The organism is Metapseudomonas resinovorans, from assembly GCF_002003485.1.
Taxonomy (GTDB): Bacteria; Pseudomonadota; Gammaproteobacteria; order Pseudomonadales; family Pseudomonadaceae; genus Metapseudomonas; species Metapseudomonas resinovorans_D.
In genome coordinates, this window is record NZ_BDMA01000020.1 from 262,500 (window position 1) to 280,836 (window position 18,337).

Here is an 18,337-nt window from a genome sequence, read left to right on the forward strand (position 1 = left end):
TTCGCTCCTACAGGGTGCTGAGCTGAAGGTGGGCATCGACCGTAGGCTGGACCACGCTTCACCGGTCCACCATCGAAGGCTCGACTGGACACCGATGGTGGATGAAAAGAGCGTCATCCACCCTACGGCAGGACTGTGGCGTGCGCTTATTCGATCAGCCCGTGCTTGCGCGCCCAGGACACTGCGTCATAGCGGCTGGAGACGCCCAGCTTCACGTAGATGTTCTTCAGGTTCCACTTCACCGTTTCCAGCGAAATGTTCAGGGTCAGCGCCACACGCTTGTTCGACATCGCCTGGCTGATCAACTCCAGGATGGCCACTTCGCGCGGCGTCAGCATCGACGGTGCGCTGCTGGTGGCGGATTCGCTGGCATGGCCCACGCGGCCTGGTCCGAAGCGTTCCAGCAGCTGTGCCAGGTAGGCACCTTCCTCTTCGGCCAGCGGCTTGCTCGCCAGGGCCGCCAGCAACTTGCGCAGCACCTCACCCTCATCGAGGAAGGTACGCACCAGCCCCAGTTGGCAGCCCAGTGCCAGTGCTTCGAGCAGGTGTTCTTCAGCTTGCTCCGGTTGCAGCAGATCGGAGTGGGCGATGGCCATCAGCAATTGGCCGGTGACGAGCAGTTGGCCGCGACGGAAACGGGTGGCGTACCCGCGCAGGATTTCCAGGTCCGCCAGGGCCTTGTCCGGGTAATTGGTAGCCAGCAGCAGGCGCGCACGCGCCATCGCCGCCAACGCCGGGACTTCCGCCTGAAAACCCTGGGCATCCCGGTATTGCAGCGCCAGTGGTTCCAGTTTGGCGACCCGTTCGGCGGCGTAGGTACGGTCATTCTCCAGCAGGGCGATGCGTGACTGCTCGGTGAGGCACTGCGCCAGCGCGCGGTCCTGGCCAATGCTGCGGAAGTGGCGCTCCTGACGTTCGAGGAAGGCCATGGCCACCGCTGCGGAATCCTGTAGCAGGTCCAGGCGAGCGCGGCAGAGGGTGGCATGCAGCATGGTGTCGGGCATCGTCCACTGCAGCAGGCCACTGCGATTGGCGAGGATTTCCCGCGCCTCGTCGGTCCGATCCAGTTCGCGATAGACCTCGGCCAGGGTCGCCGCTCCCAGGTAGGCGCTGGCGGACCGGTGACCGTGGACGGCCACGGAACGGGCAAGTTGCGCCGAACCGACGCGCTCCGCCTCGCGGATACGGCCTTCCTGCAGGTAGCAGGTGGTTCTCGCCCCTTCGGCCACCAGGGCCATTTCCGCATCCCGCTCAGCTTCGGGAATGGGATTTTCGTCCAGGCAGCGCAGCGCATCTTCGTGTCTTCCCGCCGCCGAATAGGCGATGGCCAGCAGCGCCGGCGCGCCGTAGCGGGTCACGGTGTAGTCGTCCGGCAAGGCGTGGAAGTCTTCCAGCAGGCCGATGATCGGCTCGCTGCGATCGCGCTGAACCTCAATCGCCGCCTGCACCAGCGGCAGGCGATAAGCCTCGTCGGCCTGCTGGGCCGCGCCACTGCGCTTGAACTGCTCCATCCAGGCTTCGGCCTTGGCCGGCCGGGCGGTCAGCGCGTAGGCCAGGCAGCCGAGGAAGAACAGCCGCGGCCGGGAAAACAGGATGTCCTGCGGCAACTGGTCCAACAGGCGCAGCAGCGGGCTCAACTGATCGAGACTCCAGGTGGCAGGGGCCGCCCCTTCGACCAATTGCGCGGCGAAGTCCAGGTCGCCCGCCTGGGTTGCATGGCGCACCGCCTCGGCCAGCAGCTTGCGCTCGGCGAACCAGCGCGCGGCGCGACGGTGCAGTTGGTCCTGGGACTCGCGGTCGCGACGCAGCAGCCGTGTCGCGAGGAAGTCGCCGAACAGCGCATGGAAGCGGTACCAGGGTTGGCGGTCATCGGCTTCGACGCGGAAGATCAGCAGGTTCTCCTCATCCAGCCGCTTGAGCATGGCCTGCGCCGATGCGCATCCGGTCACCGCTTCCGCCAATGAGGCATTGAAGCGCCGCAGGATGCTCACGTCCTCCATGAATGACGCCAGGTCGGCGGGCAGATGGGCCATGACGTTCTCGGCCAGGTAGCTCTGCAGGTCGTCGGAACGCCAGCCCATTTCCCGCAGAGTGTCCCGCGCAGCGGGGTCACTGCGCAGCAGGATGACCACCAGCTGCAGCGTGGCCGGCCAGCCGCTGGTGAGCTGGTGGATCTGGTGCAACTCCTCCGGGCTGAGTTTCACCGTGGCCAGGCCCTGTTCGAGGAAGGCATGGGTTTCCGCCAGATCGAATGGCAGTGCGGCGCAGTCCAGCTCCACCAGCTGACCACTGAGGCGCAGGCGGCTGAAGCTGAGCGGCGGGCCGACACGGGACGAAATCACGAAATGCAGGTTGTCGGGGCTGTGATCCAGCAGCTTCTGCACGAGCTGGTGGGAGCGCGGGTCCACCACATGCTGGTAGTCGTCGATGACCAGGAACAGCTCTTTGTTGATGCTGGCGGCGCCTTCGACGATGGCCGCCACTACGCCATCGATGAATTCCGGCCGCGTGCCTTCCGGGGGAATGCCGCTGTCCAGCGGAATCCCCAAGCGCTGCAGAGCGCCGCGCAGGTAAGCGAAGAAAATCGCCAGATGCTTGTCGTCGGTGCTCAGCGACAGCCAGGCCACGTCCGCCCCGGAACGCATCATCTCCTGCCGCCACTGCGCCAGCAGGGTGGTCTTGCCGAAGCCCGGACTGCCGGTGACCAGGCCGACGCGGCAGTGCGCCATCCGCTGCAGTTCCTCCAGCAGACGCTGGCGCTGGATGGTCTGGGTGCCGATGCGTGGTGGTGCGAACTTCGTCGATACGAGCAGTTTGTCTGTGTGCATGTCCAGACCGGGTCTCCGATTCGCAAATGGCCTACCAAAACGCAGCGGACAGGCATGCGCGGGTTGGAATCAGGGTAGGTACGGCCAGGTGGTAAGCCGGTTTTTACCTGAAGCTTAGCCTCAGGTCAGTAGCCGCCTTGTTTCCGGGCATTTGGGCGACCTTTTCTGCAACAGATGGTGGCGGGGAAAGCGAGGGGGCCGCCCCCTCGAACCGAGGGGGTGGGACGGCGGTACCAGGGCGGGACCGCCGGAGCGGATCAGAGGGTTCGCGCCACCAGCTCGCGCATGATGTCGTTGGCACCGCCGTAGATGCGGTTGACGCGGCTGTCGAGGTAATGCCGGGCGACCGGGTATTCGAGCATGTAACCGTTGCCGCCGTGCAACTGCACGCACTGGTCGACGACCTTTGAGTACAGCTCGGTGCACCAGAGCTTGGCCGCCGCTGCGGCCTCCGGTGTCAATTCGTGCTCCAGCAGCAGCTCCATGCAGCGATCGACATAGGTTTGGCCCAGAACGATCTCGGTCTTGATATCAGCCAGCTTGAAGCGCGAGTTCTGGAACTCGATGATCGGTTTGCCGAACACCTTGCGCTCGCGGGTGTAGTCGACGGTCTGTTCCAGCACCGCCTGGCTCGCTGCGATGGCCAGGATGCCGATGCTCAGGCGCTCCCAGGCCAGTTCCTTCATCAGTTGGTAGAAGCCCTGGCCGGGCTCGCCGCCGAGGATATTGGCCTTGGGCACGCGGACGTCCTCGAAGAACACCATGGTGGTGTCCTGGGCGTGCAGGCCGACCTTGCGCAACGGCTTGGACTTGCTGACGCCAGGTCGGTCGGCCTCCACCAGGATCAGCGAGATATCCCGCGAGCCCTTGCCGCTGTTCCCGGTCTTGGCGACCACCACGATGATGTCGCTGTTGGTGCCGTTGGAAATAAAGGTCTTGGCGCCGTTGATGACGTACTCGTCGCCGTCCAGAACCGCCCGGGTCTTGACCGCCTGCAGGTCGGAACCGGTGTCGGGCTCGGTCATGGCCACGGCGGCGATGGCTTCGCCATTGGCCATTTTCAACAGCCACTGGTGTTTCTGCGCTTCGGTGCCGAAGTTGATCAGGTAGCCGGCGCAGATGTCGTGCACGTTGAAGCCGTTCAGGCCGGAGAGCCCGGCGCGGGCCACCTCTTCCACCGCGATCATCGAGAAGCGCCGGTCCAGGCCCAGGCCGCCATAGGCCTCCGGCGTGGTGGCATTGAGCATGCCCAGCTCGCCGGCGCGCTTCCAGATCTCGCGGGGGACGAGGTGATCTTCCTCCCACTGCTCATGGAACGGCGTGCACTCCTCCGCCAGGAAACGGCGGACGGTACTACGGAACTCTTCATGCTCATGATCGAAGAGGGTGCGCGGAATCATGGATATACCCCTGGATGCGGTTGGCTATGCGGGCGCCGATCGGTCAGAACCCTTCTCGCCACCTTAGGGCGGCTCCAGGCACTCGTGCCCCCTCCAAGCGGGTAGGCGCAGGCGAATCAGTCGAGCGTTCGTGGACCTCGTCCGCTCCCACTCCATAAGGGTGGGGGCGACCTCGTCGGCATTTCGATTTACTGGCAAAGCCCACTCCCCCGGCCGCCCGTCGGCCAGAAAGTACAAGAGAACGAGATGACCGATTCGCTCCTGAACGAACGCGAACTGAGCTTCCAGCTCTATGAGCTGCTCGATACCGAAGCCCTGCTGCAGCGCCCCCGCTATGCGGATCATGATCGCGCCGTATTCGACGCCACGCTGGAAACCGCGCGCGGTGTCGCCGCCGAATACTTCGCCCCGCACAACCAGAAGGGCGACGCCAATGAGCCGACCTTCGACGGGGAAAAGGTGACCCTCATTCCGGAAACCAAGGTCGCCTGGGACGCCTTCGCCCAGGCCGGTTTCCTCGCCGCCCACCACGATGCCGAAGACGGTGGCCTGCAGCTGCCGGAGGTCATCCTGCGGGCCAGCATGGCCTACTTCAACGCCGCCAACATCGCCACGGTGGCCTATTCGTTCCTGACCATCGGCGCCGCCAACCTGGTCAAGAGCTTTGCCGGCGATGCACTGCGCGAACGCTTCCTGCCGTCCATGCTCGATGGCCGTTTCAGCGGCACCATGGCCCTGACCGAGCCCGGCCAGGGTTCGGCCCTGGGTGACTTGCGCACCAGCGCCCGCCCGGCCGCCGATGGCAGCTACCGCATTCACGGCCAGAAGATGTTCATCTCCGGCGGCGACCACTCGCTGACCGACAACATCGTGCACATGGTGCTGGCCCGCATCGAAGGCGCGCCGGCAGGCACCCGTGGCATTTCCCTGTTCCTCGTGCCGAAGTTCCTGGTCAACGAAGACGGCAGCCTGGGTGCACGCAACGACGTAGCCCTGGCCGGCCTGCTGCACAAGCACGGCTACCGCAACACCACCTCCACCGTGCTCAGCTTCGGCGAAAAAGACGGCGCTGTCGGCTACCTGGTGGGCGAGGCCAACAAGGGCCTGTCGTACATGTTCCAGATGATGAACGAGGCGCGCATCGGCGTGGCCCTCGGTGCTTCGGCGCTGGCCTATCAGAGCTTCATTCACGCCCTGGACTATGCCCGCGAGCGGCCCCAGGGCCGCCTGCCGGGCGCCAAGGACCCGCTGGCTCCGCAGGTGCGCATCGTCGAGCACGCCGATGTGCGCCGCATGCTCCTGCAACAGAAGGTCTACGCCGAAGGCAGCCTCGCGCTGTGCCTGTACGCGAGCAGCCTGTTCGAAGATGCCCACACCGCGCCCGAAGACAGCCAGCGGCGCGAAGCCGGGGAATTGCTGGACCTGCTGATTCCCATGGTCAAGTCCTACCCGTCGAAGTACTGCGTGATGGCCTCGGACATCGGCATCCAGGTGCTTGGCGGATCGGGCTATATCCGCGAGTACCCGCTTGAGCAGTACTACCGCGACAACCGCCTGAACCCCATCCACGAAGGCACCGAAGGCATCCACGGCCTCGATCTGCTCGGTCGCAAGCTGCAACAGAACGGCGGCGCCGGCTATCGCCTGTTCCTGTCGCGCGTGCGTGGCACCTTGAACGAGGCCGCTCACGACGGCCGCTGCGCCCCACTCGCCTTCGTGCTGGCGGGCGCCCTGGACCGCCTGCAGGAAGTCACCGAAAGCCTGCTCGACCAGGTGGCCGCCGACACCAACCTCGGCCTGGCCAATGCCACCGCCTATCTCGACCTGTTCGGCCGCGTGCTGGTGGGCTGGCTGTGGCTGCGCATGGCGCTGGTCGCGAGCCGTGCCCTCGACACCGGCGCGACGGGCAGCGAGGCGGACTTCTACCTCGGCAAGCTCCAGGCGGCCCGCTACTTCATCGACTGGGAACTGGCAGCCGTCGAAGCCCAGGCGCGCCTGTTGATCGCCGGCAACCGCAGCAGCTTCGACATGCAGGACCACTGGTTCTGATCTGTCTTCCGACTTCCAACCCTTTACAAGGAGCCACCATGAACGCCCTGGTTACCTATCAGGTTGAAGACAACCTGGCCCTGATCGGCCTCGTCCGCTCGCCGGTCAATGCCCTTGGCCAGCCCCTGCGCGCCGCTGTTCTCGAAGCCTGCGAGCGCGCGGTAGCCGATCCTTCGGTGAAGGCGCTCGTCCTCCATGGCGCCAACGGTCTGTTCAGCGCCGGTGCCGACATCAGCGAATTCGGCAGTGATGCGTCCTTCGCCGCGCCCGATCTGCCCTCCCTGCTCCTGCGCCTCACGCAACTGGACAAGCCGCTGGTGGCCGCCATCGGCAAACTCGCCCTCGGCGGTGGCCTGGAACTGGCGCTGGCCTGCGGCTACCGCATTGGCGAACCTGCCACCCGCGTCGGGCTGCCGGAAATCAACCTCGGCCTGCTTCCCGGTGCCGGTGGCACCCAGCGCCTGCCGCGCCTGATCGGTGCCGAGGCGGCACTCGACATGATGCTCTCGGGCGCCCCGGTCGGTGCCGAAAGCGCCCGTAGCCTGGGCATCCTCGACCGGCTTTCGGCAAGTTCGGAAACCTTGCTCGACGAGGCCCGCGCCTATGCCCATGAACTGGTTGCCAGCCAGTCACCCGCGCGGCCCGCCGCTCCCTTCCCGGCACCCGCCGAAGGCCTGCCCGAGGACTTCCTCGCGCGCTTCCGCCAGGACAACGAGCCGCGCTGGAAGAGCCGCCTGGCGCCCCGCCTGGTGCTGTCCGCAGTGGAAGCCGCCTGCCTGCTGCCGCTGGAGGAAGGCCTGGCCCGCGAAGTGGCGCTGTTCAAGCAGGCCGAAGCCTCGATCCAGTCCAAGGCCCTGCGCCATGTGTTCTTCGCCGAGCGCGAGGCCGGACGGATTCCCGACATCGATAGCGACATCCAGCTCCGTCCGATCCGCAAGGTCGCGGTGATCGGTGCCGGCACCATGGGCGGCGGCATTGCCATGAACTTCGCCAATGCCGGCATTCCTGTGACCTTGCTGGAACGCCAGGGCGAGGCCCTGGATCGTGGTCTGGCGCAGATCCGCAACAACTACGAGATCAGCGTCAAGCGCGGCAAGCTGACCCAGGCCCGGCTGGAACAGCGCATGACCCTGCTCGGCGGCACGCTCGACTATGCCGACCTGGCCGACGCCGACCTGGTGATCGAAGCGGTGTTCGAAAAGATGGAGATCAAGCAGGAGGTCTTCCGCGCCCTGGACCGGGTGTGCAAACCCGGCGCCATCCTCGCCACCAATACCTCGTCGCTGGACGTCGACCGGATCGCCGCCGTGACCTCCCGTCCGCAGGATGTGATCGGTCTGCACTTCTTCAGCCCGGCCAACGTCATGCGCTTGCTGGAAGTGGTGCGTGGGCGGAAAACCGCAGCGGACGTGCTGGCCACCACGCTGAAGATGGGCCGCACCATCGGCAAGATGCCCGTGGTATCCGGCGTCTGCTTCGGCTTCATTGGCAACCGCATGCTCGAACCCTATGCCCGCGAAGCCCATCGCCTGGTGCTGGAAGGCGCGACTCCAGCCCAGGTCGATGGCGTGCTCACCGGCCTCGACCTGAACATGGGCGTGTTCAGCATGCTCGACCTGGCCGGCGTCGATGTGAACTTCCTGGTGCGCGACTCCAATCGCGCCGCTTTCGCCCATGACGACAGCTACTGCCGCCTCGGCGACGAGCTCTATGCCCGGGGCCGCTACGGCCAGAAGACCGGTCGCGGCTTCTACGCCTACGAAGGGCGCAATCGCCAGGATGACTACGAAGTCGTCGCACTGGCCGAGCGCCTGGCCGGCGAGCTGCACGTAGCGCGTCGCCCCATCAGCGAGCAGGAAATCCACGACCGCTGCCTGTTCATGCTGATCAACGAGGGCATCCAGTTGCTGGACGAAGGCATCGCCCTGCGCGCCGGCGACATCGATCTGGTATGGATCAACGGCTATGGCTTCCCGGCCCACCTGGGCGGCCCGATGCACTACGCGGAACAGCTCGGCCTGGACAAGGTGCTGGCCGGCATCAACCACTTCCGCCAGTCCCTCGGCGAATACGGCGAGATGTGGTTCCAGCCGGCGCCTCTGCTGCAGCGTCTGGTGGCCGCCGGCAAGACCCGCATCGAGCGCATCTGATTGCAACCGGCGGGCGGCCGATTCCTATCGGTGCCCGCCCCTACTCCCAACTGGACACGACCATGAAAGAAGCCGTCATCCTCTCCACCGCACGCACGCCCATCGGCAAGGCGTTTCGCGGTGCCTTCAACGCGACCACCGCTCCCAGCCTGTCCGCATTCGCCATTCGCGCCGCCGTCGAGCGCGCCGGTATCGATAGCGGCGAGATCGAGGACCTCGTGATGGGCACCGGCATGCCGGCCGGTACCGCCGGCTGGAACCTCGGCCGCATGAGCGTGCTGGCCGCCGGCCTGCCGATTTCCGTCAGCGGCCAGACCCTCGACCGGCAGTGCGCTTCGGGCCTGATGGCCATCGCCACCGCCGCCAAGCAGATCGTGGTCGACGGCATGGCCGTAACCATCGGCGCCGGCCAGGAGCACATCAGCCTGGTGCAGAACCGTCACATGGAGTGGGTGGGCGAGTACCACGACACCCAGGTCATCAACCATGTGCCCCATGCCTACATGCCCATGCTGCAGACCGCCGAGCTGGTGGCCGAGCGCTACGGCATCAGTCGCGAGGCCCAGGATGCCTACTCCCTGCAGTCCCAGCAGCGCACTGCTGCGGCCCAGAGCGCCGGGCTGTTCGAGGGCGAGATCGTTCCGGTGACCGTCACCCGCCAGGTGGTCGACAAGGCCAGCGGCGCCATCAGCTTCGAAGACGTGACCCTCGCCCAGGACGATGGCAACCGTCCGCAGACCGTCCTCGAAGACCTGGCCCGCCTCAAGCCGGTTATCGCCGGCGGCTGCATCACCGCCGGCAACGCCAGCCAGCTGTCCGACGGCGCCAGCGCCTGCGTGCTGATGGACGGCCGCCTGGCCGAGCAACGCAACCTGGAACCCCTGGGCGCCTACCGTGGTATGGCCGTCACTGGCCTGGCGCCGGAAGAAATGGGCATCGGCCCGGTACTGGCCGTGCCTCGCCTGCTCAAGCAGCACGGCCTGAAGGTCGACGACATCGGCCTGTGGGAGCTCAACGAAGCCTTCGCCTGCCAGGCGATCTACTGCCGCGACAAGCTGGGCATCGACAACGAGCGTTACAACGTCAATGGCGGCGCTATCGCCATTGGCCACCCCTATGGCATGAGCGGCGCGCGGATGGTCGGCCACGCCCTGCTGGAGGGCAAGCGTCGCGGCGTGAAATACGTCGTGGTAACCATGTGCGTCGGCGGCGGCATGGGTGCCGCTGGCCTGTTCGAGGTGTTCTGATGAGTGTCTTCGCCCCCTTCTCCCTGGCCAGCCGCACCGTTCTGGTCACCGGCGCCTCCAGTGGTATCGGCGCCCACCTTGCTCGCGTAGCCGGCCGTGCCGGTGCGCGCGTGGTCCTGGCAGCGCGTCGCGTCGAGCGCTTGCAACAGCTGGCCGATGCCATCCGCCGTGACGGCGGCCAGGCGCTGCCGGTGGCCATGGACGTCACGGACCGCGCCAGCGTGGAAGCCGCCTTCGATGCCGCCGAAGTGGTTTTCGGACCGGTGGATGTGGTGCTCAACAACGCCGGCATCGGCAGCGGCCTGCGCGTGCTGGAAATCAGCGAGGAAGAATGGCGCGCCATGCTCGCGACCAACCTCGACGGCGTCTGGCGCGTCGCCCAGTGCGCGGCGCAACGCCTGGCACGCGCCGAGCGACCGGGGAGCATCGTCAACATCGCCTCCATGCTCGGCCTGCGGGTCGGCACCGGCTACAGCCACTACTGCACGGCCAAGGCCGGCGTGGTCCAGCTGACCAAGTCCCTGGCGCTGGAACTGGCGCGCTACAACATCCGCGTCAACGCCATCGCCCCGGGTTACTTCGCAACCGAGATGACCGACGGCTACTTCGACAGCGAGAAAGGCGAGGCCTACATCCGCTCGGCAGTGCCTATGCGCCGCCTCGGCAGGCTGGAAGAGCTGGATGGGCCCTTCCTGCTGCTGGCCAGCGAAGCTGGGGCCTACATGTCTGGCGCGGTGCTGGCGGTGGATGGTGGGCAATTGGTGGGGAGTTTGTAGGGGCTTTACGGCACTTACGGGCTATTGCACCAGCCTGATCCAACCCTCTCCCCCGGCCCCTCTCCCGCACGCGGGAGAGGGGTGACTCCCGGCCCACCTCCGGCACATTCCCTGTGGGAGCGAATTCATTCGCGAAATGGCGAGGCACCCAGCCAGCCTGGAACTTCCCTCACCCCCGGCCCCTCTCCCAGAGGGCGAGGGGTGACGCTCGGCCCACCTCCGGCGCAATCCTGTAGGGGCGAATTCATTCGCCAAGCAGGACGCAGTCCTGCCCTCGCCAATCAGGAACCCTCTTCCCGCCGCCTACGCATCGCGATGATGGCGTCGTAACGGCTGGACACGCCGAGCTTGGCGAAGATGTTCTTCAGGTTCCATTTCACCGTCTGCAAGCTCAGGTTCAACGCCAGCGCAATCCGTTTGTTGGACATCGACTGTTCCAGCAGATCGAGGATTTCCAGTTCGCGCCGGGTCATCATCTGGTTTGCCTGGGCACTGGTCGGCCGGGGAACGGACGGCTCGGACCGGGCCACCGGCGACTTTCGGTCCAGGCTCCGGCAGTACCCGCCCAACACGGAATCTTCGTCCAGCTCAAGCTGATCGAGCATCGACTGAAAGCGTTCCCCCTCGTCCAGGAAGGTTCTTACCAACCCCAGACGATAACCGCAGGCGAGTGCCGCGTGCAGTCGCTCCTGTGCTTCCGTGTGACGCTCCAGAGCGTCCAGGGCAAAGGCGCGCAGCAGGTCCACCTGGACGCGCCAGCGCCCCCTGTCGAACTCGCTGGCATAGCGGTGGGCGATGTCCAGCGCCTGCATGGCCGCCTCCGGCTGATACCGCGCCAGGGAGAGTCGCGCCTTGGCCAGGGCAGCCAAGGTCATGATTTCCGCGTCGCACGGCGTCGCGCCACGATGGCTGCGCGCCAGGTCGTCGAGCTTGGCCAACAAGGTCTCGGCGTGGCTCCAATCGCCGCACGCCAGCACGAGGCGCAACTGCTCGGCCAGCATGCTGCCGATTCCACGATCGAGGCCCAGGCTGCGGAAGTGTTCTTCCTTCTCGGCCAGATACTCCAGTGCGGAACGGGGAGATTCCCGCAGGCTTTTCAGGCGTGCCTGGCAGAGCGCGGCACCGATCATGAAGACCGGCGCGGAGAAGCGCAGGATGTCCAGGCGGTTCGCCAGGGCTTGGTGGACGTCCTCGATGCGATCGAGTTCGTAGCAGGCCTCGGCCATCACCACAGCAGCGGTGCAGGCGCTCACCGAGCGCCGGCCATGCAACGCTTCGGCTCGTTCCAGGATCGGCGCGCAGAGGCGCTCCGCCTCGAGCACCTTGCCCTCCAGGAAGTTTGCCGAGGCCATGGCTATGACGCCGATCAGGGCCATCTCGTCGTCGCTGCGCAGGCAGCGTGCCGCGGGCTGCCGGTACAGACTGCGGGCTTCGCCGTGACGCCCCGCCGTGGCAAGGCCGCTGAGGGTCAGGCCGATACGTACCTGCTCCAGAAAGGGTGTCTCGAGCGGCTCGTGCTCGATAGACTCCAGCAGCGCCATGCAGGTCGTATCGTCGTCACGGTGCATGGCCAGTGAAGCCTTGAGCAGCACCAGCTGGGATGCCCGCCCCACGCCCAGCGACTCTCGTTCCACCACACCAAGCCAGGTTTCCGCTTTGCTGGTGAGAACCGTCAGCACCGCGCCCCAAATGCCCTGCAGCAACAGACTGGGATGTTCGGCCAGCACATTCAGCGGAATCGGCTCCAGCCAGCGCATGAACTGGCTGAGATGACTCACGCGGCGCGTGGATGGTTGCACCCGCTCCAGCAGGCCGACGATCACGTCGAAGTCGTCGCAGAGCAGACCGTGACGCAACGCGTCCTGAACCAGCCCGGCCTGCTCGAACCACTGGGCAGCTCGGCGATGGAGGCGCGGGACATCCACACCGCTCTCCTGCAGGCGCTTGCCCAGGAACTCCACGAACAGCGGATGCAGTCGGTACCACTGCTGCTGCCCCGCCAGGTCCACCGGCTGGATAAACAGGTTGCGCTCCTCGATGGACGCGATCATCGCCGCCGCCTGCGGCGAATCGGTCAGGTAGGCCGCCACCTCCGCGTTGAAGCGGCGCAGGATGGAAATCTTCAGCAGGAAATCGAACAGTTCCGGCGGCAGGTTCGCCATCACGTCTTCCGACAGGTAGTCCACCAACCCCGAGCTGTTGTGCAGCAGGGCTGCGCCATGCATGGGTTTCTTCGAATTGGCCTTGAGCGCGATGGACATCAGCTGCAGACCGATGGGCCAGCCGCGGGTCAATTCATGGATCACGTGCACGGCGTCCAGCTCCACCCCCTGATCCAGGTGTGTCTTGACGAAGGCCACCGTCTCGCGGAAATCGAACGGCAACTCCTTGCACTCCACCTCGCACAGCTCGCCCAGTCCCCGCAGGCGCCCCAGCAAGAGCGGCGGCGTGGTACGCGAAGCCAGGAGCAGATGCACATCTTGCGGCAGGCTATCCAGCAGCGCTTGCACCAGCGCCGATGTGCGCGGATCGACGGCATGGTGGAAGTCGTCGAGCATCAGGTAGAGGGAGCCGCTGGTCCTCGCCAGGGCATTGATCAGCAACCCGGATATCGTCTGAAGGCTGGTGTTTTCGGCGCCCGCCAGGAGCAGCAAGTCCTCATCCAGCGGTAAGCCGGCCTGACGCAACGTCCCCAGCAGGCTGGCGCAGAAGGACTCCAGCGTGGCGTCGTCGGGTGTCAGGGACAGCCAGGCGATCCGCGCCCCTTCCTTAATCAGTTGCTGGCGCCACTGGGCAAGCAGCGTGGTCTTGCCGAACCCCGCCCCACCGGTCACCAACAGCAGGCGGCTATGGCGACCGCGTTGCAGCTTCTCCAGCAATTGCTCGCGGGAAACGGTCTGGGGGCTGATGCGCGGTGGCGCGAACCGGGTAGTGATCAACGGGGCGGATGCAATCATGGCAAAGGAACTCGGAATCGAAACGAACCGTGGCGAGTGGGGCCAACCACTCCATTCGAGTGGTGGCCCAACCGGTGCCACGGATTAAGCTTTGTCCTGTTCCCGACGGGAGCAGGTCCCACGGCTGGAGTCGTGGGTCAAGGGTGCGCGACCAGGACCAGATGGCCGCGCGCGGATCGCTGGTGTCAGTTCAGCGGACGGGCCTCCGGGAAGCTCCAGGAGCCATCCAGTACCTCGGGGCCGGGACGATAAAGGCGAACCATGTAGTTCCAGCCGGGCATCACCGGCAGGCAGTTGACGACCTTGCCGTCGCAGCCGCCGAATTGCACGGTTACCGAGCCGTCTGCCGACTTCTTCGAGGTGATGCTGTTCAGGGTGTAGGCGTTGTAGGGATTGGCTTCGAAGTAGCCCTTGGCGTTGTAGACGCTGATCGACCAGAAACCCTTGACCGGTACATCGCGCACCGTGAGCCGGTAGACGGTCTTACCGTCATTGGCGGCCGGCGTGACGTTGAGGTAGGTGGCGTCCTTGTCGGGGTTGCCACCCCAGGCCGCAGCGGCACCGATCAGGTGACGCACCGGCTCGACCTGGTCCTTGCTGCCGAATGCGCCCTTCAGGTTTGGCAGGGTCGCGTTGAGCGCAATCAGGGCCTCGCGCACGCGCTTCTGGCTCTCGGGGTCCCACTTCGGCACCTCGAACTTACCGCTGTTTGCCTGCTGCACCTGGACCTGGTCCTGCAGGGCGCTTACCTGCTGGACATCGTTCGGATCATTGGGATCGACCAAGGTGCGGATCCCTACCACCGCATAGCGCGTGCCGACGCCGTCGCGCGTCAGGGTATGCGTCCCGGCTCCATAGAAAACGTTGGGGACATAGTGCTCCTCGCTGATCACCTGCATGGACATGAAGCGCGTGCCTGCGTCGGGCAAGGTGACAGTCACCGGGCCAGCGTCGAGGTCGAACACGCCTGACGAATACAGGGTGTCGCGGTTGAGGCGCACGACCGTCTGCTGGTCGATGGGCGCCAGCGCGCGATTGTGGTTGAGCTTGCCGAAGCCGCCCTTGTTCACCATCCGGGTGAAGTACATGTCGGACTCCGCGCGGGCGAAGTTGTCGACGCTGACGTGAACGCTGTCTTCCGCCAGGGCGGTCGCGCTGCCCAGGGACGCCAGCAGCAACGCAGCGGTCAGCTTGATCGAATGCTTCATCGGGTTTTCCTCCGCAAATTACGGTGTGGCAGCGCCAGGAAGGCGGAAAAAAGGGCCGCAGCCATGAGAACGGGTTGTTTGCTCATATTGGAATGCTTCCTTGAGCCGCCGCCGGAGGCGCGGCTCGATCCGATTAGCCGACGTTGCGCGCGCGGTTTTCCCAGAAGGGCTTGCGCAGCTCGTTCTTGAGGATCTTGCCGACGCCGGACAGCGGCATCGCCGTACGGAACTCGACGCTGCGCGGGCACTTGTAACCGGCGATCCGCTCACGGCAATGGGCGACGACTTCTTCCTCGCTGGCCGTTACGCCCGGCTTCAGCACGATCACTGCATGCACCGTCTCGCCCCACTTGTCCGAGGGAATACCGATGGCGGCGCACTGGGCGACGCCCGGATGGCTGGCAATGGCGTTTTCCACTTCGGCCGAATAGATGTTCTCGCCGCCGCTGACGATCATGTCCTTGAGGCGGTCGACGATGTAGACGAAGCCCTCGCTGTCCATGTAGCCGCCATCGCCGGTGTGCATCCAGCCGTTCTTGAGGACTTCGGCGGTGGCTTCCGGCCGGTTCCAGTAGCCGAGCATGACGTTGGGTCCACGCACGGTGATCTCGCCGACCGTGCCGCGCGGCACTTCGCGCCCCTGGTCGTCGACGATTCTCACCTCTACGCAGGTCACCGCCCGGCCGGCCGAGTACATCTTGCCGCTGGCCTGGTGCTCGGCGCAGTGGTACTCGGCATCCAGCATGGTGCCGCCGGTGGTCAGTTCGGTCATGCCGTAGCCCTGGAAGAAGCCGGCGGCCGGGAAGGCTTCACAGGCGCGATCCAACAGGGCCGGGGAGATGGGCGAGGCGCCATAAACGATGTGCCGGATGGTGCCCAGTTCCAGATTGGCCTTGGCCGGGTTCGCCTGGCGGGCATCCAGCATCATCTGGATCATGGTCGGCGCCAGCATCAGATCGGTGACCCGCTCGGCGATGATGGTGTCCAGCGCCGCTTCACCGGTAAAGGCTGGCAGGATGACGTGGGTGCCGCCGGACACCATCAGTCCGTACATGGCCGAGAAATCGGCGAGGTGGAACATCGGCATCGCGTGCATGAACACCGCGTTGCGGCCGAAGAATCCCTTCACCTGGGCGCAGATCGAGGCGAACGCCAGGTTGCTGTGACTGATCATCACGCCTTTGGGGAAACCGGTGGTGCCGCCGGTGTAGAAAATGCCCAGTAGCGCATCACCACCACGGCGCACGTCTTCCACCGGTTCCGCCTCCGCCAGCAAGGCTTCGTAGGACAGCATGCCCGCCGGGGTCTCGCCGTCGCCGGCATAGATGAGATGACGGATGGTCTTGGCCTGATCGGCAATGACCGCGCCGACGTCCTTGAAGGTGTCGTCGACGATGAGCATGGTCGAGCCGGAGTCGTCCAGGGAATAGACGATCTCCGCCACGCTCCAGCGGGTGTTCACCGGGTTGAGCACACCGTCTGCCCAGGGCACGCCCAGGCTGTATTCGATGTAGCGCTGCGAGTTGCGCGAAAGCATGGCGATGCAGTCGCCGCTGGCCAGGCCCAGCTGTTTCAGGGCACCCGCCAGGCGGGCAACCCGGTCGGCGAGCTGGGAAAAGGTCAGGCTACGGCCCAGTTCGCGGATCGCGACCGCGTCGGGGCGTTGCTGGACATGGCGATGCAAGCCTTGGGTGATGTACATCGGGGCCTCCAATCTTGTTGTTATGGTGAAAATCAGTCAGCCCCGGCATGCGGGGCGGGCGCACTGGCGATTTCCGGCCAGAGCTTGCGGACCAGTTCGCCGTCCGGGCGATAGACGTGGCAGGTGCCGATCACCCAGCGCTGGGCTTCGGCCCGGGTCCTGGCCTGCACCTCCAGCGAGCTGTCGTTTTCCGCAGGGATCAGCGAGAGGGTCTGCAACACGGTGGTCGCCAGCGGGCCGAGCAGCTCGGTGAGATGGGTGCAACCCCTGACACCGCCTACCCGCTCGACGACCTGGCGCTTGAAGCCGGGTCCGATCTTCAGCCCTACCAATCCAGCATAGGCAGCGTTGACCTGCGTGCAGGCCGGGTTCGGCACGGTGCGGCTGAGCACCTCTACGGCGCGGATCAGCAGGCCCCGGTCGAGGGTCAGGCGCAAGCCCAGATCATGTACCGGCTCGCCGGCCGCAACGGCCTTGGAGGACAGTTGGATATCGTGGGTCTTGGTGTCCAGCAACCAACCCTCGAATTCGAACAGGTCGTCTTCTCGCACGTAGCCCGTGCAGTCGACCCGGCGGGTATGCAACAGGCGGCGGCCGGGTCTCTCCGGCATGGATTCGAGCATGTGCGCTGCTTCCTGAAGTAGACGTTTACGTTTGGCTGGGGCCAACCTGTGAATTCGCGGCGCAACTCCTGCAGTCACCCCAACCGTAGGGTGCGCCATGCGCACCGATTGGCGGATCAACTCCTGCGCCTCGCTCGACCCTTGGTGCGCACGGCGCACCCTACCCGTCGCCCCATCCGTGGTGGCGATGCGGCACCCGCGTGGATGAACGCCGCACCGCCCTCCCCCCTTAGAGTGAACGTCCCACCAGCTCGCGCTGGATCTCGTTGGCGCCGCCGTAGATGCGCGCCACACGGGAGTCGGAGAACATCCGTGCAATGGGGTACTCGTTCATGTAACCGAAGCCGCCGAAGAACTGCAGGCAGGTGTCGACCACCTCGCCCTGGCGATCGGTCAACCAGAACTTGCCCATGGACGCCAGGGTGGTGTCCAGGGTGCCGTCCACCCAGCGCTGCACGATCAGGTCGGCGAACAGGCGCGCAGCCAGCACGGTGGCTTTCACCTCGGCCAGGGTGAAGCGGGTGTTCTGGAATTCGAGGATCGACTTGCCGAACGCCTTGCGCTCCTTGGTGTACTCGACGGTCAGCGCCAACGCGCGCTCCAGGGCCGCAGCCGCCTGGATACCGATTTCCGCACGCTCGTAGGGCAGCTGTTGCATCAGCTGGATGAAGCCCTGGCCCTCGACGCCGCCGAGCAGGCAGTCCGCCGGAACCACGCAGTCCTGGAAGAACATCTCGGAGGTGTCCTGGCCAGGCAGGCCGACCTTGTCCAGGCACTTGCCGCGCTGGAAGCCGGGCGTGGCGGTATCGACGATGAACAGCGAGATGCCGCGCGATCCCTTGGCCTCGATGTCGGTCTTGGCAATCACCACGACCATGTCGCTGTTCTGGCCGTTGCTGATGAAGGTCTTCGAGCCGTTGATGACGTAGTTGTCGCCCTGCTTCACAGCACGGGTGCGCACGCCCTGCAGGTCGGAACCGGTGCCCGGCTCGGTCATGGCGATGGACGTGATGCACTCGCCGGACGCGATCTTCGGCAGCCACTGGCGCTTTTGCGCTTCGGTACCGCTGGCCAGGATGTAGTGGCCGACGATGTGGTTGATGCTGAGGGCGATGCTCATGGAGCCGGCATAGGTCAGCTCTTCCATGGCCACGACGTAATGCGCCGGGGTGCCATCGGCGCCGCCGTACTCGGAGGGCATGTCCGGCAGGATCATGCCCATCTCGCCGCAGGCCAGCCAGGCGCTGCGGTCCGAACGCTTCTGCTCGCGCCATTTGTCTTCATGGGGCAGCAGTTGCTCGCGAACGAAACGACGGATGCTGTCACGGAAGGCGACCAGGTCGGCGTCTTCCCAGGGCGAAACGTAATTCTCTACACGCATGATGATTCCTCGCCAG

General features: G+C 65.5%; 11 protein-coding genes. 4 read left to right on the top strand and 7 right to left on the bottom strand.

The features are described from left to right. Positions 1-146: 146 nt before the first annotated feature. On the bottom strand, positions 147-2,828 hold the full coding sequence (locus MnOB_RS07065; protein WP_077523420.1) for a winged helix-turn-helix domain-containing protein: 2,682 nt from the start codon (positions 2,826-2,828) through the stop codon (positions 147-149). A gap of 257 nt (positions 2,829-3,085) precedes the next feature. Continuing rightward, positions 3,086-4,228 (bottom strand): acyl-CoA dehydrogenase family protein, encoded by a 1,143-nt coding sequence (locus MnOB_RS07070; RefSeq protein WP_077523422.1) that lies wholly within the window; start codon positions 4,226-4,228, stop codon positions 3,086-3,088. Positions 4,229-4,474: 246 nt separating this feature from the next. On the opposite strand from MnOB_RS07070, the gene MnOB_RS07075 reads away from it, so the two are divergent. The 4 genes from MnOB_RS07075 to MnOB_RS07090 all read left to right on the top strand — a co-directional run bounded on the left by MnOB_RS07075 (position 4,475) and on the right by MnOB_RS07090 (position 10,450). Next, positions 4,475-6,277 carry an acyl-CoA dehydrogenase gene (locus MnOB_RS07075; RefSeq protein ID WP_077523424.1) on the top strand — a complete coding sequence of 601 codons (1,803 nt, stop codon included), beginning with the start codon at positions 4,475-4,477 and terminating at the stop codon, positions 6,275-6,277. A gap of 38 nt (positions 6,278-6,315) precedes the next feature. Next, the gene (locus MnOB_RS07080) at positions 6,316-8,427 is read left to right on the top strand and encodes a 3-hydroxyacyl-CoA dehydrogenase NAD-binding domain-containing protein (RefSeq protein ID WP_077523426.1); all 2,112 of its coding nucleotides are present in this window, start codon (positions 6,316-6,318) and stop codon (positions 8,425-8,427) included. A gap of 62 nt (positions 8,428-8,489) precedes the next feature. Further along, positions 8,490-9,674, top strand: coding sequence for an acetyl-CoA C-acyltransferase (locus MnOB_RS07085; RefSeq protein ID WP_077523428.1), 1,185 nt, complete (start codon positions 8,490-8,492; stop codon positions 9,672-9,674). Next, positions 9,674-10,450, top strand: a complete 777-nt coding sequence (locus MnOB_RS07090; protein WP_077523430.1) for an SDR family NAD(P)-dependent oxidoreductase — start codon at positions 9,674-9,676, stop codon at positions 10,448-10,450. Before MnOB_RS07085 ends, MnOB_RS07090 begins: the two co-directional genes overlap by 1 nt. Before the next feature lie 281 nt (positions 10,451-10,731). On the opposite strand, the gene MnOB_RS07095 is transcribed toward MnOB_RS07090, so the two are convergent. From MnOB_RS07095 to MnOB_RS07115, 5 genes are all read right to left on the bottom strand, one after another. Continuing rightward, positions 10,732-13,407 carry a winged helix-turn-helix domain-containing protein gene (locus MnOB_RS07095; protein WP_077523432.1) on the bottom strand — a complete coding sequence of 892 codons (2,676 nt, stop codon included), beginning with the start codon at positions 13,405-13,407 and terminating at the stop codon, positions 10,732-10,734. A gap of 185 nt (positions 13,408-13,592) precedes the next feature. After that, on the bottom strand, positions 13,593-14,615 hold the full coding sequence (locus tag MnOB_RS07100) for a DUF1254 domain-containing protein (RefSeq protein WP_077523434.1): 1,023 nt from the start codon (positions 14,613-14,615) through the stop codon (positions 13,593-13,595). A gap of 133 nt (positions 14,616-14,748) precedes the next feature. Further along, positions 14,749-16,317, bottom strand: a complete 1,569-nt coding sequence (locus tag MnOB_RS07105; RefSeq protein ID WP_077523436.1) for a long-chain-fatty-acid--CoA ligase — start codon at positions 16,315-16,317, stop codon at positions 14,749-14,751. A 32-nt stretch (positions 16,318-16,349) separates the two neighbouring features. Beyond that, entirely contained in the window at positions 16,350-16,940 is a 591-nt protein-coding gene (locus MnOB_RS07110) for a DUF2889 domain-containing protein (RefSeq protein ID WP_234358205.1), read from the bottom strand. A gap of 229 nt (positions 16,941-17,169) precedes the next feature. Then, entirely contained in the window at positions 17,170-18,321 is a 1,152-nt protein-coding gene (locus MnOB_RS07115) for an acyl-CoA dehydrogenase family protein (protein ID WP_077523439.1), read from the bottom strand. Positions 18,322-18,337 lie beyond the last annotated feature (16 nt).